We start from the raw sequence: 15,500 nt of genomic DNA on the forward strand, positions 1-15,500 counted from the left end.
CCCTTGGAAACAACATTGTTGCGTAATTTGCAACATGTTGGCCAAGAATGACCCGGTTATTCCCGCCTCTATCTCGGCATGGTCCCGCGCTTGGCCCGCGGTTGTCTCAGCTTGCGGCGAGGAAGCGTTCGGCCTCGAGGGCGGCCATGCAGCCCATGCCGGCGGCGGTGACGGCCTGGCGGAAGACGTCGTCGGCGACATCGCCGGCGGCGAAGACGCCGGGGACGTCGGTGGCGGTCGAGTCCGGGGCGGTCCACAGATAGCCGTTGGGCTTCTGGCGGAGCTTGCCGACGAAGAGCTCGACGGCGGGGGCGTGGCCGATGGCGACGAAGAGGCCGGTGGCGGCGAGCTCGCGCAGCGCGCCGGTGGCGAGGTCGCGCAGCCTGACACCGGCTACCGCCGGCGGCAGCGGCGCGGGCCGGGTCTCGCCAATCAGGCCCTCGACGACCTGGCCGTAGAGGATGGCGACATTGGGCCGGGCGGCGAGCCGCTCTTGCATGACGCGCTCGGCGCGCAGCCGGTCGCGGCGATGCACCAGCGTGACGCTGCGGGCGATGTTGGAGAGATAGAGGGCCTCTTCGACGGCGGTGTTGCCGCCCCCGACCACCACGACATCCTGACCGCGATAGAAGAAGCCGTCGCAGGTGGCGCAGGCCGAAACGCCGGCGCCGCGATAGGTCCCCTCATCGGGCAGGCCAAGCCAGCGCGCCTGCGCGCCGGTGGCGACGATGAGCGCGTCGGCGGTACAGACGCCGCCCGACTCGAGCGTGGCGCGGAACGGACGCCGGCTCAGATCGACCTCGACGACGCGGTCCTGCACGACGGCGGCGCCGCACTGGACGGCCTGCGCGCGCATCTGGTCCATCAGCCAGGGCCCCTGCACCTGCGCTGCGAAGCCCGGATAATTCTCGACATCGGTGGTGATGGTGAGCTGGCCGCCCGGCTGCGACCCCTCGATTAGCACCGGGTGCAGCAGCGCGCGGGCGGCGTAGATGGCCGCGGTGTAGCCGGCCGGACCGGAGCCGATGACGAGGACGGGCGTGTGGCGTGCCGACATGTGCGACGTTCCTGAGGCGATGGTGCAGCCGACGCGCCGGCCAGACAGGAGGCGCGCAGCAGGCCAAGGGCGGCGGACGGCTAGCCCTTGTAGGTGGGGATGCGCGCGTGCGGGATCGGCGGCTTGAACTCGCCGGCGGTGACGCGGAAGGGCAGCCGGTTGCTCGGCGGCGTCGACGGACAGGCGATGAAGGTCGAGAAGGCGCAGGGGAAGGAGACGGCGCGGTTGAAATCGATCTGCGTGATGCTTTCGAGCGCCTCGTCGGAATCGTAGCCGACGAGCCGGCCGCCACCATAGGTTTCCCTGCTGCTGGTCAGGTCGCCGATATGGACGTAGTTGAGATCGCGGAAATAGCCGGTGCTGGCGCTGCCGGCGCGATGACCGCTGACCTCGAGGTGGAAGGGCCGGCCGTCGATGACGATGTCGAGCGTGCCGATGGTGTAGCTGGCCTCGTAGAGACCACCTTCGACCGTGGGGACGGAATGGAGGGTGATCTCGGCGGGAGTGAATCTAGCCGGCAGGATCCAGTCCTCGCTGAGGGGAAAGGTCTCGATGTCGTCGAACTGCTTGCGCGCCGCCTCTTTCGGATCGCGGACGCGGACAGCGTAGATCACCTCGCCGCGGGCGTTGAGGCGCGTGATGGTCTCGACCTCGAGGTCGGTGAAGAACACCGGGACCGACGAGCCGGTGCCGGAATTGCGGTTGTAGCCGTGCGGGATGTGGACCGGGCCGGTTGCCGGCTTGCCGTCGACGGTGAGCAGCTCGCCCCTGGCCGTGCGCTCCGGATCGGGATGGTAGTAGATCTCGCCCTTGTCGAGCAGCCACTGGCCGGGCACGAATTCGGAGGTGAGGGGCTCGCCCTCGGTCAACCAGTCCTGGCTGACGACGGACAGCAGGCCATAGGGGCGCTTCAGCTCGGCGACGCGCGCATCATGCCATTTCTGCCAGTCCGCGATGTAGTCCTGCGAAAGTGCCATTGCCTTTGTCTCTCGTTGCGGATGGACGATTGCCCCTCGGGGGTTACGATGCGCGCGCCGCCGGAGGTAGCACGCTGCGCGTTTCGGCGAGGCGGGCGAGGATGCTGGCGCCGACCGGCAGGATGGCGTCGTCGAGCACGAAGCGGGGGTTGTGGACCGGCACATCGCCGGCATGGCCGACGATGATGAAGGACCCGGGCACCCGCTTCAGCATATCGGCGAAATCCTCGCTGCCCATGAACGGGCCGTCGCGGAAATAGACATTGTCGGCGCCGACGATGCCGCGGCAGACGGCGGCGGCGCTCTCGGTCAGCGCCGGATCGTTGTAGAGCACGTCGAAGACGTTCCACTGCCTGACCTCCGCCGCCATGCCGAAGGCCTGCGCCACGCCGTCGGCGAGCGAGGCGATGCGGGCGCGCGCCAGATCTCGGTCGGCATCGTCAAGATAGCGCACGGTGCCAGACAGCAGGGCCGTTTCCGGAATGATGTTATAGGCGGCGCCGGCTTCGAGGCGGGTGACGGTGAGCACTAGCGCATGGCCGGCGTGGGCGTCGCGGCTGACGACGGTCTGCAACGCCTGCACCAGGGCGGCGGCGGCGGGGATTGGGTCGCGCGCCAGATGGGCGATGGCGGCGTGGCCGCCTTTGCCGGCGAGGGTGATGTCGAAGAAATCCGCCCCGGCATGCGACAGGCCGGGCAGCAGGCCGACCCGGTCGGGCGGATCGAGCGGCGAATTGTGCAGGGCGTAAATCTCGTCGCAGGGAAAACGCGCGAACAGGCCATCTGCGATCATGGCGCGGGCGCCGCCTAGGCCCTCCTCGGCCGGCTGGAAGATCAGATGCACGGTGCCGTCGAAATTGCGGGTTTCGGCGAGATAGCGGGCGGCGCCAAGCAGCATGGCGACGTGGCTGTCGTGACCGCAGCCATGGAAGCGGCCGGGATGCACCGAGGCGTAGTCCAGCCCGGTTTCCTCGTGCATGGGCAGCGCGTCCATATCGCCGCGCAGGCCGATGGTGCGGCCGGGCCGGCCGGAGCGCAGGATGCCGACGACGCCGGTGCCGCCTATGCCGGTGTGAACCTCGATGCCCCAGCCGCCCAGCCGCTGGGCGACCAGCGCGGCGGTCTCGTGCTCCTCGAAGCCGAGCTCGGGATGGGCGTGCAGGTGACGGCGGATGGCGGTCAGCTCCGGAAGCCACGCGGCGATGCGCTCGATTGCCGGCATCTGGACTATGCTCCGGTCAGCAGCGGCAGGTCGGGGCGGGCCGCCCATTCGTGCCACGAGCCGACGAAAATGCGGACGTCATCATAGCCGGCTTCGCGCAGGGCGACATAGGCCGTGGCGGCGCGGGCGCCACGATGGCAGTAGGTGATGACGGTGCGGCGCGGCGACAGGCCGGCGGCGGCGAACAGCCGGGCCATTTCGCCGGCTGGCTTGTAGCGGCCAGCGCTGAGCAGATCCTCGTAGAACAGGAATTTGGCGCCGGGAATGCGGCCGGCGCGGCTGCAGCAGGCATGGGCGAAGCTGCCGGAGAATTCGGTGGCGCGGCGCACGTCGAAAATATCGACTTTGGCGCCGGGATGCAGAACATCGGTCACGGCAGCGAGAAGCTCGCGCCGCATGGGGGCGACCGGCGGCAGGCCGGTACGAGAGGCGACGGCATGGGCTGGTCCGGTGCCTGGCACGACCAGCCCGCCGGCAGCGCGCCAGGCGGCGATGCCGCCATCGAGCACATGGCCGCCGGTGCGGCCGGCAAGCTCGTGGAACCACAGGCCGCGGGGCGAGGCCATGCCGGTGTGCTCTTCGAAGAAGACCACGGTGCGGGCGGCATCGATGCCGCTTGCGGCAAAGGCGGCGGCGACGGCCGCCTCAAGATCGGCGAAGCCGGCCGCGTCGCTGTGCGGGATGAAATAATCGTACACGTTTAGCTGCACCGCGCCGGGGATGGTGCCGGCCCGGAAGGCCTCGTGGCCGCGCACGTCGACGAAGAGGACCCCCTCGTCGCCAGCGCGCGCGATGGCTTCGGCGGCCTGCAGCAGGCGGCTCATTCGGCCGCCGCCGACATGAAAGGCTGGAGCTGGTTGCGGACATCGTCGTCGCGGGCGGCCGGACGGCGGCGCACCGGCGAACCCCAGCCGCCGCCGCCGGCGGTTTCGACGACGAGCACGGTGCCGCGCGGCAGATCGGTGGTGGATTTGCCGGGCAGTTCGCGGCGGCCGGCGGCATCCTCGACCACGACGCGCGAGCCCTGCGCCTCGCCGCCGCCATTGACGCCCCACGGGCGGTGGCGGGTGCGGTCGAGATGCACGGTGACGGTGGCGTCGGCATCGAGGCGGATGCCGCGTGACAGGCCGTGGCCGCCACGGAACTCGCCGTCGCCGCCGCTGCTGGCGACGAGGCCGTAATGCAGCACCGTCATCGGATATTCGCGCTCGATGAACTCGACCGGCGAATTGGCGGTGTTGGTCATGTGGCAGTGCACGCCGTCGGCGCCGTCGTGGCCGGCCATGGCTCCCTGCCCGCCGCCATAGGTCTCGACGTAGGAATAGGCTTGGCCCAGAGCCGGATTGAGGCCGCCGACGATGAGCGCGTTCATGCTGCCGGTCGAGGCGGCCACCTGGCCGTCGGGCAGCAGCTTGTTGAAGGCGCCGAGCAGCGCGTCGCAGATGCGCTGGCTGGTGATCGAGGTGCACAGCGCCACCGGCACCGGGGCCTGGGCGTCGACGATGCTGGCCGGCGGGGTGTCGACGGTGATCTTGCGCATGAGGCCGGCATTGGAGGGCAGCGCCGGATCGAGCATGGTCTTGACGGCGTAGAGCACGCAGCTGGCGGTGAGGAAGCGCGGCGCGTTGACCGGGGCACGCACCTGCGGGGCGGTGCCGGCGAAATCGGCGAGCAGCTGGCCGTTGCTGACCGACAGGCGGACGCGGATGGGCAGGTCGACATCGGCATCGCCCTGGCGCAGCTCGAGCACGTCGGCGAATTCGGCGGACTTGCCCTCGAGCGCCTCGAAACGCTGGCCGAGCCGCAGGGCGGTGTTCTCCAGCAGCGCCTCGACGGCGCCCTCGAAGGCCTCGTGGCCGATGCGGCGCACCAGATCGGCGAGGCGGCGGGCGCCGGTGGCATTGGCCGCAGCCTGGGCGAGCAGGTCGCCGGCGACGACGTCGGGGGTGCGGCTGCCGAGCTGGAACAGCTTCAGCGCGGCGCCGTCGACCTCGCCGTCGCGCAGCAGCGGCATGGGCGGCACGCGCAGCCCTTCCTGCATGACATCGACGGTGCCGAGCGCGAGACTGCCCGGGGCAATACCGCCGAGATCGACCTGGTGGGCCATGTTGGCGACGTAGCCGAGGCGCACGCCCTCGTGGTCGACCGGGGCCATCACCACCACGTCGGGCAGGTGCGAGCCGGTGAGCCAGGGGTTGTTGGTGACAATCATGCCGTTGGCCGGCAGATCGGCGCCGAGATCGGCGATGACGCGCTCGACGACGCCAGCGAGCAGGCCCAGATGCACCGGGATATGCTCGGCCTGGGCGATGAGTCGGGCCTTGCGGTCGAACACGCCGCAGGAGAAATCGCGGCGGTCGCGGATGTTCACCGAATAGGCGGTGCGGATCAGGGCGGCGCCCATCTCCTCGGCGACGGCCTGCAGGCCGTGGCGCGCGATCTCGGGAAGGATGGCGTCTTTACGCATGGTCTTGCATCCGGATGATGAGGCTGCCGAGGCTGTCGACGGTCACCGACTGGCGGCCGACGATGAGCGTGGTGTCCTGCTGCTCGACGATCAGCGGGCCGTGCAGGGTGGTGCTGGGGGCAAGGCGGGCGCGGTCGTAGACCGGCACGTCCTCGAAGCGAGCATCGACCCACAGCCGGGCGCGCGCCACCACCGGGTCGGCACCCGGCTCGATCTGCGGCAGCGGCAGGCGGTCGGTGGGCGCCGGGGCGGTGCCGTGCATGCGCAGCAGCAGCACCTCGACCGGCTGGTCGCGGCGGTCGTAGCCGAAACTCTGCCGGTGGGCGCGGTGGAAACGGTCGAGCGCGTCGGCGAGGGTGCCGTCGGAGGAGAAGGGCACGAAGATTTCGTGGCCCTGGCCGCGATAGCGCATGCCGAGCGCGGTGGACAGCGTCACGGCGTCGGCGACGACGCCGTCGAGCGCGGCCTGGGCGAGGACGCGTTCGGAGAGCGCGGCGATCTGCGCGTCGAGGTCGCCGCCCTGCAACTCGCGGGCGTCGCGGCCGACCATGCCGGTTTCGTCGTGGCGCCAGGGCGCGAGCAGCAGGCCGATGGCGCAGAGCAGGCCCGGCGAAGGCGGCACGATGACAGTCTCGATGTCGAGCTCGGCGCACAGATCGACGGCGTGCAGTGGGCCGGCGCCGCCGAAGGCCATGACGGCGAAATCGGCGGGATCGAGGCCGCGCTCGACGGTGACGCCGCGCATGCCGCGCACCATGGCGGCGTTGACGACGCGCAGGATGCCCATGGCAGCCTCCTCGACGGAGATGCCAGCGGGGTCGGCGACGTGCTCGCGGATGGCGGCGACGGCGCGCTCGCGGTCGAGCACGATGCCGCCGCCGAGGGCGCGGCCGTGGCGCAGGCGGCCGAGCACGACATTGGCGTCGGTGACGGTAGGACGGGTGCCGCCCTTGCCGTAGGCGGCGGGGCCTGGCATGGCGCCAGCGCTCTCGGGGCCGACCTTGAGCAGGCCGCCGACATCGACACTGGCGATGGAGCCGCCGCCGGCGCCGAGGGTGACGATGTCGAACATCGGCACGCGCACCGGGAAGCCCTCGATGGCGCTTTCGTAGCGGGTGAGGATCTGGCCGTTCTCGATGAGGCCGACATCGAAGCTGGTGCCGCCCATGTCGATGGTGACGACGTTGTCGTAGCCGGCGGCGACGGCGAAGCCGCGGGCGCCGATCATGCCGGCGGCGGGGCCGGACAGGCAGGTGTGCACAGCCTTGACGCCGCCGGCGGTCTCGATCGGCATGACGCCGCCGCTCGACTGCATGATGGCCGGCGCGGCGGTGACGCCGGACGCCTTGAGGTCGCTGGAGATGGCGTTGAGATAGGCGCGTAGCGGCGGCATCAGGTAGGCGTTCATCACCGTGGTCGAGGCGCGCTCGAACTCGCCGGGCTGGGCGAGGACCTCGCTCGAAATCGAGACGCGCAGATCGGGCAGCAGCCCGGCCAGCAGAGCGGCGATGCGCTGCTCGTGCACGGGGTTGGCGTAGCTGTGCAGCAGCGTGACGGCGACGGTCTCGACGCCGGCGGCGCGCATCTGCTCGGCAATGTCGCGGATGCCAGCCTCGTCGAGCGGCTCGCGCACCTGCCCGTCAGGGCCGACGCGCTCGCTCACCTCGAAGACCAGGCTGCGCGGCACCAGCGGCGCGGGCCGACGCGCCGCCTGGTCATAAAGATGCGCGCGGGTCTGCCGACCGATGATCAGCAGGTCGCGGAAGCCTTTGGTGACGAGCAGCGCCGTGCGGGCCCCCTTGCGCTCGAGGATGGCATTGGTGGCGACGGTGGTGCCGTGCGCGAAGCCCACCAGGTCGGACGGCATGATGCCGGCATAGCCGAGAGCAAGTTTGGTGGCCTCGACCACGGCGGTACCCTGATGGCCAACGGTGGTGGGCGTCTTCACGAAGATGGACCGGCCGGTCTCCACCTCGAACAGGCAGAGATCGGTGAAGGTGCCGCCAACGTCGCAGCCAATGCGATAAGCCATGACTTCAGTCCCGGTTGAGGACAGCCGCGAAGGGATAGAGCGCCGGCGAACCGCCCGTATGAATGAAGAGGACATCGGACCCCGGGGCGATCTTGCCCTTGGCGATGATGTCCACGAGACCGGCCATGCCCTTGCCGGTATAGACCGGATCGAGCAGCACGCCTTCGTCGCGCGCGGCGCGGAAGATCTGCGCGTTGCCCGCATCGCTCGGCACGCCATAGGCGGGTCCGACATAGTCGGTCTCGACCCAGATGTCGTCGGCGGTCCAGCCGCGGCCGGCATCGATCAGCTCGCCACCGGCGGTGGCCATGACGGCGATGCGCTCGACGAAGGGGACGGCGCTGCCGGAGACGGCGATGCCGACCACTCTGGTTTCGGGCCAGAACAGATGGACGCCGATGGCGAGACCGGCCAGCGTGCCGCCCGAACCGACGGCGGTGGCGATGTATTGCGGCGGCTTCCTGCCAGCGGCGGCATATTGGCCGGCCAGTTCCTTGACGGCCTGCACGTAGCCCAGCGCGCCGAGCGGCGTGGCACCGCCGACGGGCATGATGTAGGCCGCCTCGCCGCGGGCCGTGGCGGCATCGGCGTGGGCCTGCATGCGCGGGGCGATCTCATCGAAATATGCGTCGGGATCGAGGAATTCGAGCTCGGCGCCGAAGAGCCGGTCGAGCAGCAGGTTGCCCTGGTACTCGGTCGGCCGATTGCCGCGCAGCACCAGCACCGGGTGCATGCCGAAATGGCGCGCCGCCGCCGCCACCATACGGGCATGGTTGGACTGGTGGCCGCCGGTAGTGATCAGCACCTTGACGTTTTGCGCCACGGCGTCGGCCATGAGGAATTCGAGCTTGCGCACCTTGTTGCCGCCACCGCCGAAGCCGGTGAAGTCGTCGCGCTTGACCGACAGGTTGACGCCGAGCGCCTCGCTGTAGCGTCGCATCGGCTCGACCGGAGTCGGCCCAAAGACGAGCGGCAGGCGCGGGATCTGATCGAGCTTCACTTGGCTTCTCCCGGCTTGACCGGCGCGACGTCGCCAAGCGCCGCCCACGGAATGGTGGCGTCGATCCAGGCGTTGAGGGTGTCGACCAGAACGATGATCGCCTGCAGCAGGTCGTCGAGCTGCTTTTCGCCGGCGGCCTTGATCTCGCCGGCGGCAGCGTCGATCAGCGCCGATTCCTCGTCGAAGCCCCAGAGTTTCAGGCGGGCGGCGCCGTAGCGGGCGAACAGCGCGGCGCTGTCGCGGGCGCCCTCGAGGGTGAGCTCACCGGTGCGGCGGCCCTCGCGCAGCTGGTAGAGGATGCCGGCGAACCAGTAGGCATCGAAATTGGCGTAGAGCCGCTTGGGCATGTCGCCGCTGGGCGGCCGGTGCAGACCGGCGAGGCGCGCGGCTCCCTTGGGATCGGCGTGCCAGATGGCCCTGGTGGCGGCAGTGAGCTTTTCGACCGTGTTCATCTCACGCCTCCAGCGAAACGGTGATGTTGCAGGGCTGGGCCCACAGCGACGGACCGATCCTGCGCAGGGTGTCGAGGCCCGAACTGACCTTGCCGACGAGCCCGACTTTGGCGAAGGGAACGATGTCACCATAGAAGATGCAGATGGTCTGGCGGTCGGGATAATAGGCGACGTCGCCAGGGGCGACGCTGCCGACGATGTTCTCGCGCTCGAACATTTCGGGGATCATGAAGATCAGCTCTTCGCCGGCGAATTTGGCGTGGCCGAGCACGGTTTCGAGCGGCAGCAGCCTGGTGATGCCGCGCACGGTCTGCGGCGCGGCGTCGTCGAGCAGGTCGATGGTGCAGGTGTGCGGCCCAATGGCCAGTTTCAAGCGGGTCACCGCGAAGCCTCCGTGTGCAATTCCATTACGCTTGAGTGCCGAGCACGCCGCGGTCGAAGGTCCAGTCGACCTTGCCGCGCGACGCCGCCCGGCTGCTGCGCTCCGCCGCCGTGGCGGCCTCGTCCACCTTGCCGGCGGCATCGAGGATCACGCCGTAGTCGGTGCGGGCGCGTTCGACGCTGACCTTGCGGTCGCGCACGTCGGCCGAGACCAGCGCCAGGTCGCGCTCGAGCGGATCGCCATAGCCGCCGCCGCCGCCGGTGGCGCAGACCATGCGGTCGCCCTTGTGCAGCTTGAAGCGCTTGCGCGAAGGCACCGAGAAGACCTCGCCATCGGCGCGGGTGACGGTGGTCTGCCAGCTGCCGCCCGGCAGGCCGCCGAAGACGCCCCAGGGCTGGGTGACGAAGCGGTCGCCGCGATGGGAGACCTCGGTGCTCTCATCGAGAATCTCGAATTCCTTGACGAGGCCGGTGCCGCCGCGGAACCGGCCGGCGCCGCCGCCATCCTGGCGCAGCAGCAGCTGGTGGATGCGCACGGGATAGTCGAGTTCCAGCGCCTCGATGGGCGTGTTGAGCATGTTGGTGGTGTCGCTCTCGATATAGTCGATGCCGTCCTTGGTCGGGCGGGCGCCCATGCCGGCGGCGAAGAGCTCGAGATAGACATAGGCATTGCCGTCGGGACGGCGGCCGGCAAGGGTGACGCCCTCCATGCCGCCCGAGGAGGCGCGCAGGCGCTGCGGGATGATTTTCATCAGGGAGCCGAAGGCGGTGTCGACAGCGCGCAGCACTGTCATGGTGCGCGAGTTGAGCGCGGCCGGGTGCTCGGGATTGAGGATGGTGCCCTTGGGCACCTTGATGGTGAGCGGGCGATAGCAGCCCTCGTTGTTGGGCACGTCGTGGCCGTAGAGGCAGTGGGCGACGTAGTAGCAGCAGGAGATGGCGCCGGAGATGGCGCTGTTGGCGGCGCCGCGCAACTGCGGATCGGTGCCGGTGAAGTCGAAGGTCATCTCCGAGCCCTTCACCGTGACGGTGCACTTGATCTTGCGCTTGATGCCGAGATCGATGCCGTCATTGTCGAGGTAGTCCTCGAAATCGTAGACGCCGTCGGGGATCTCCTCGATCTTGGCACGGGCCTGGCGCTCGGCGCGGTTGTTGAGCTCGTCGATGTAGCTCAGCACGGTATCGAGGCCGTATTCGTCGATGGTCTCGATGAAGCGGCGACGGCCGACATCGCCGGCGGCCAGCTCGGCGCGGAAATCGCCCATGGTATGGCGCGGCATGCGGATGTTCTTGAGGATGATGCCGAGGACTTCCTTGTTCCAGGTGCCCTTGCTGATCAGCCGGCAGGGCGGCAGCACCAGACCCTCCTGGAAGATCTCGGTGGAATCCGGCGGCAGGCTGCCGATGGTCATGCCGCCGAAATCCTGCTGGTGGGCGATAACGGCAGAGAGCGCCACGGTGCGGCCGCGATACACGATCGGCACGATCATGGCGACGTCGGGAATGTGGGTGCCGCCCTCGTAGGGATCGTTGAAGCAGTAGGCGTCACCCTCGCTCATCTCGCTCGCGGGATAGTCCTGCAGGACGCGGGCGACGGAGGAATTGAGGATGCCCAGATTGGCCGGCAGCGCGTTGGCGTGGGCGATGAGGCCGCCCTTGGCGTCGAAGATGGCGACGCCGCAATCGCCGCCTTCCTTGATGATCATCGAGAAGGCGCTGCGGATCATCGCCGCCTGCATTTCATCGGCGATGGCCTCCATGCGGTTGCGCAGCACTTCGAGCGTGATGGGATCGAACGTCTTGGGCGCGGTCACAGCGCGAGCTCCTGGGCAAGAGAGGCGGATGGCGCGACATGGCCGTCGTTGTCGGTGGCGGTCATGATCATGCTGCCGCTGGGATCGACCTCGCAGACGAAGCCGGGATAGACGACGGTGGTGGTGTCGAGCTGGTCGATGATGGCGGGGCCGGCGAGCGGCACGCCGAGCGGCGCCTTCAGCCGGTCGTAGACCGGGGTGTCGACGCCCTCGGCAAATTCGGGGAAGAAGCGGGCAATGCGGCTGCCCTTCTTCGCCTCATCCCAGCTTTTCGTCGTGGCCGGCCCCGGCAGCTCCGGATTGGCGACCGGAAACCAATGCACAGTACGCAGGCTGACGATCTCGACCGGGGCCTCCGGATCGGACTGGCCGTAGACCTCCTGGTGGCGGCGGTGGAAGCTGGCGACCAGGCGGGCGACGGCGGCGGCGTCGATCTCGCCCTCGAGCACGATGTTGAGCTCGAAGGACTGGCCGACATAGCGCAGGTCGGCGGAGCGGATGACGCGCGCATCGGCGGCGGCGACCCCCTCCTCGCGCATCTGGGCGAGGCCGAGCAGGTCGAGTTCGCCGAAGGTGGCGGCAAGGTCGTCGCGGCCGGTGGCCTCGGACTTGCGGTTGAAGGAGATGGCGTTGTCGTGCTCGATGTTGGCGACGAGAAGACCGAGGGCGGCGAGGACGCCTGGCACAGCCGGCACGATCACCTTCTTCATGGCGAGGGCGCGGGCGACGAGACCGCCATGCACGGCGCCGCCGCCGCCGAGCACGACCAGCGCGAAATCGCGCGGGTCGTAGCCGCGGCCGACCGTCCACAGCCGGATCTCGTTGGCCATGTTGGCATTGGCGATGGCGTGGATGGCCCAGGCGGTCTCGTGGACCGGCAGGTCAAGCCGGCGGCCGAGGGCCTCGATGGCGCGGTGCGAGGCGGCGGCATCGATGCGCACGCGACCGCCGCCGAAATTGCTGGCGTCGAGCCAGCCGAGCACGAGGCTGGCATCGGTGACGGTAGGCTCGGTGCCACCTTGGCCGTAGGCCACCGGCCCCGGCTGCGCGCCGGCGCTCTGCGGGCCGACATGCAGGCCGCCAGCGGCGTCGAGCCAGGCGATGGAGCCGCCGCCGGCGCCGATGGCGGTGCAGTCGATGGTGGGCAGGCGGATCGGGTAGTTGATGATCCGGCCTTCGGTGGTGGTCAGCACGCGGCCCCCGCGGACGACGGCGATATCGGCCGAGGTGCCGCCGACATCGAGGCTGATGATGTTCCTGCTGCCGGCCGCTTCGGCGATGTGGTGGGCGCCGCGGACGCCGGCGGCCGGGCCGGAGACGAGGGTGCGGGCCGGTGCCTCGAGGATACGGCGGTAGCTGGAGATGCCGCCGCGCGACTGCATGATTTCGAGGTCGACGTCGAGGCCGGCATTCCTGAGGCCCGCCATCAGCTGCTCGATGTGCCGGCGCATCACCGGCTTCAGGTAGGCGTCGAGGGCGGTGACGCAGAGCCGCTCATATTCGCGGAACACCGGATCGACCTCGGACGAGATGGAGACGGCAATGGCGGGGTAGGCTTCGGCGATGAGCTCGCGGATGCGGCGCTCGTGGCGCGGGTTGAGGAAGGAGAACAGGCAGCAGACGGCAATGGCCTCGACCTTTTCGACTTCCACGAGGTCGCGGATGACGGCGCGGGCCTGATCCTCGTCGAGCTCGGTCAGCACCTGGCCCTGGGCGCCGATGCGCTCGACGACGCCGCGGCGCTGGCGGCGCGGGGCGATAAACACCGGGGTCTCGGGCTCGACGAACAGATCGTAGAGCACGTCGCGCTTCTGCCGGCCGATCTCGAGCACGTCCTCGAAGCCGGCGGTCATGATGATGCCGGTGGGGGCGCCACGATGCTCGATCACGGCGTTGGTGCCGACGGTGGTGCCCAGAATGAAGCGGGTGACGCCGGACGGCTCGGCGCCGGCCCGCTCGAGCACACTGCGAATCGCATCGACGATGCCCGCCGCATAATCGTCGGGCCGCGACACCACCTTGGAGATGGTGAGACCGCCCCTGTCGTCCGCGAGAACGATGTCGGTGAAGGTGCCCCCCACATCAACGCCAATAATCATAACCCACCTGATCGCGTTGCATAATGCGCAACAGTGTTGCTAATTCATGCAAGCTATAGCGGGGGCTCATTTTCTGTCAAGCGGCCTTCTTCGGGCCGTCAGTTTGGTCGAGTCACGGCTAAGCCGAACGGCCAATTCGAAAGGAAAGCCCTTTACAAACAAAATGTTGGCTCGCTCGCGGAATTGTTTGTCGGGTGCGACGCCGCATCGTTGGGCGCACGGGACCGTTGTTGAGATACTGCATAGCCACCGCAGAGCGGCGGGACGAATCCGCCTTGACAGCCCGCAAAAATGCTCTTTACATCAAATTTGTGAACAGTGTTGCGCTTTGTGCAACAAGGAGGAACCATTATGCGTCTGACGCGCCGAAACTTCATGCTGTCCGCTGCCAGCGCGGCAGTGGCGTCGCCCTTCGTCATCCGGCCCGGTTTTGCGCAGAGCAGCCCGAACGTGATCCGCTCGAAGGTGATCGCTTCCCTGAGCTCGCTGGATCCGATCTGGACCACCGCCTACATCACCCGCAACCACGGCTACATGATCTTCGACACGCTGTTCAGCGTGGACGAGGGGCTGAACGTGAAGCCGCAGATGGTCGACAGCTTCGATATCTCGGCCGACCAGCTGACCTACACCTTCGCGCTGCGCGACGGACTACGCTTCCACGACGGCGCCCCGGTCACCTCAGCGGACGTCATCGCGTCGATCCAGCGCTGGTCGAAGAAGGACAATCTGGGGCTGCGCATCGGCAAGCTCATCGGCAGCCTGACGGCGGTCGACGCGCGCACCGTCAGGCTCGAACTCACCTCGCCCTTCTCGCTGCTGCTGCAGTCGCTGGGCAAGGCCAGCTCGAACTGCTGCTTCATCATGCCGGAACGGCTGGCGCAGACCGACGTGGCGACGCAGGTGACCGAGATGATCGGCTCGGGGCCGTTCACCTTCTCGGCCGGCGATTACGTACCGGGCTCCAAGGCGGTGTATGTGCGCAACGCCGACTACAAGCCGCGCCAGGAGCCTCCGTCGGGCACGTCCGGCGGCAAGGTGGTCAAGGTCGACCGCGTCGAATGGCTCTTCATGGACGACGTGACCGCCACCAACGCCATGCAGAGCGGCGAGCTCGACTATTTCGAGGAGCCCTCGCCCGAACTGCTGCCGGTGCTGGGCGCCCTGCCCGGCGTGACGCTGGACGTGACCAACAAATCCGGCGTCGAGATGGTGGTGCGGCCCAACCACACCGCCAAGCCGTTCGACAATCCGGATTTCCGCGCCGCTTTCATGCGCATGCTCAACCCCGTCGAGCACCTGACCAGCTATCTGGGCGACCCGAAATACTTCACCGTCGACGGCTCGGTGTATCCGGTGGGCACGCCGTACCATACCGACGCCGGCGTCATCACGTTCAACCCCGACGAGGCCAAGGAACTGCTGGCCAAGAGCGGCTACAACAACGAGCCGATCGTCGTGCTGCAGGCGACCGACATCGCCACCAACCGCATCTTCTCGACGGTGACGGCCGACCAGCTGCGCCGCGCCGGGCTGAACGTGCAGGTGCAGGCCAGCGACTTCAGCACCATGTTCGCCCGGGCGCTGAAGAACGACCCGATCGAGTCCGGCAATGGCTGGCACATGATCCACTTCGCCAACATCGCGACCGATATGGCCGACCCGATCACCAGCCGCTCGCTGTCGGGCGCCGGCGACTATCTGGGCTGGGCCAAGGACGAGAAGGTGGAACAGCTGCGCACGGCGTTCCTGGCGGAAGGCGACATCGAAAAGCGCAAGCCGATCGCCGCCGACATCCAGGTCGAGGCGCTGCAGCAGGGCTTCATCTTCCCTGGCGGCACCTTCTACCAGCCGCACGCGTATACGGCTGCGATCAAGAACGTCGTCAGCGCCCCCGTGCCGATATACTGGGGCATGGAAAAGACGGCGTAGGATCGCCCCCGGCGGACGGCATGGGGTCGGCCTGACCGAAGCGTGAAGGACACTCATCGATGCGAGC

12 protein-coding genes are annotated in these 15,500 nt (G+C 68.6%); 1 reads left to right on the forward strand and 11 read right to left on the reverse strand.

All coding sequences use genetic code 11. The annotated features are described in order from the left end of the window. Positions 1–106 precede the first annotated feature (106 nt). The 11 genes from trxB to BGO82_RS16360 form a co-directional block, all read right to left on the reverse strand. A complete protein-coding gene (trxB, locus tag BGO82_RS16310) occupies positions 107–1,057 on the reverse strand; it encodes a thioredoxin-disulfide reductase (protein WP_291306673.1) in 951 nt (316 codons plus the stop codon). 80 nt (positions 1,058–1,137) lie between these two features. Continuing rightward, positions 1,138–2,034 (reverse strand): DUF1684 domain-containing protein, encoded by an 897-nt coding sequence (locus tag BGO82_RS16315; protein WP_291306674.1) that lies wholly within the window; start codon positions 2,032–2,034, stop codon positions 1,138–1,140. A 43-nt stretch (positions 2,035–2,077) separates the two neighbouring features. Beyond that, on the reverse strand, positions 2,078–3,256 hold the full coding sequence (locus BGO82_RS16320) for an amidohydrolase (protein WP_291306675.1): 1,179 nt from the start codon (positions 3,254–3,256) through the stop codon (positions 2,078–2,080). 5 nt (positions 3,257–3,261) lie between these two features. Next, on the reverse strand, positions 3,262–4,080 hold the full coding sequence (locus BGO82_RS16325) for a rhodanese-like domain-containing protein (RefSeq protein WP_291306676.1): 819 nt from the start codon (positions 4,078–4,080) through the stop codon (positions 3,262–3,264). Beyond that, a complete protein-coding gene (locus tag BGO82_RS16330) occupies positions 4,077–5,723 on the reverse strand; it encodes a hydantoinase B/oxoprolinase family protein (protein ID WP_291306677.1) in 1,647 nt (548 codons plus the stop codon). The genes BGO82_RS16325 and BGO82_RS16330 overlap by 4 nt, the downstream gene beginning before the upstream one ends. Then, a complete protein-coding gene (locus tag BGO82_RS16335) occupies positions 5,716–7,755 on the reverse strand; it encodes a hydantoinase/oxoprolinase family protein (RefSeq protein ID WP_291306678.1) in 2,040 nt (679 codons plus the stop codon). The genes BGO82_RS16330 and BGO82_RS16335 overlap by 8 nt, the downstream gene beginning before the upstream one ends. A 4-nt stretch (positions 7,756–7,759) precedes the next feature. Beyond that, positions 7,760–8,755, reverse strand: a complete 996-nt coding sequence (locus BGO82_RS16340; RefSeq protein WP_291306679.1) for a D-cysteine desulfhydrase family protein — start codon at positions 8,753–8,755, stop codon at positions 7,760–7,762. Beyond that, the gene (locus tag BGO82_RS16345) at positions 8,752–9,207 is read right to left on the reverse strand and encodes a hypothetical protein (protein ID WP_291306680.1); all 456 of its coding nucleotides are present in this window, start codon (positions 9,205–9,207) and stop codon (positions 8,752–8,754) included. Before BGO82_RS16345 ends, BGO82_RS16340 begins: the two co-directional genes overlap by 4 nt. 1 nt (position 9,208) lies before the next feature. Further along, positions 9,209–9,589 (reverse strand): cyclophilin-like fold protein, encoded by a 381-nt coding sequence (locus tag BGO82_RS16350; protein WP_291306681.1) that lies wholly within the window; start codon positions 9,587–9,589, stop codon positions 9,209–9,211. Positions 9,590–9,614: 25 nt separating this feature from the next. Continuing rightward, on the reverse strand, positions 9,615–11,402 hold the full coding sequence (locus tag BGO82_RS16355) for a hydantoinase B/oxoprolinase family protein (protein ID WP_291306682.1): 1,788 nt from the start codon (positions 11,400–11,402) through the stop codon (positions 9,615–9,617). Next, a complete protein-coding gene (locus BGO82_RS16360) occupies positions 11,399–13,501 on the reverse strand; it encodes a hydantoinase/oxoprolinase family protein (RefSeq protein ID WP_291306683.1) in 2,103 nt (700 codons plus the stop codon). The genes BGO82_RS16355 and BGO82_RS16360 overlap by 4 nt, the downstream gene beginning before the upstream one ends. A 351-nt stretch (positions 13,502–13,852) precedes the next feature. Between BGO82_RS16360 and BGO82_RS16365 the strand changes: the two genes are divergently transcribed. Beyond that, positions 13,853–15,433, forward strand: coding sequence for an ABC transporter substrate-binding protein (locus tag BGO82_RS16365; protein ID WP_291306684.1), 1,581 nt, complete (start codon positions 13,853–13,855; stop codon positions 15,431–15,433). Positions 15,434–15,500: the final 67 nt, after the last annotated feature.

Source organism: Devosia sp. 67-54 (assembly GCF_001899075.1).
GTDB lineage: Bacteria > Pseudomonadota > Alphaproteobacteria > Rhizobiales > Devosiaceae > Devosia_A.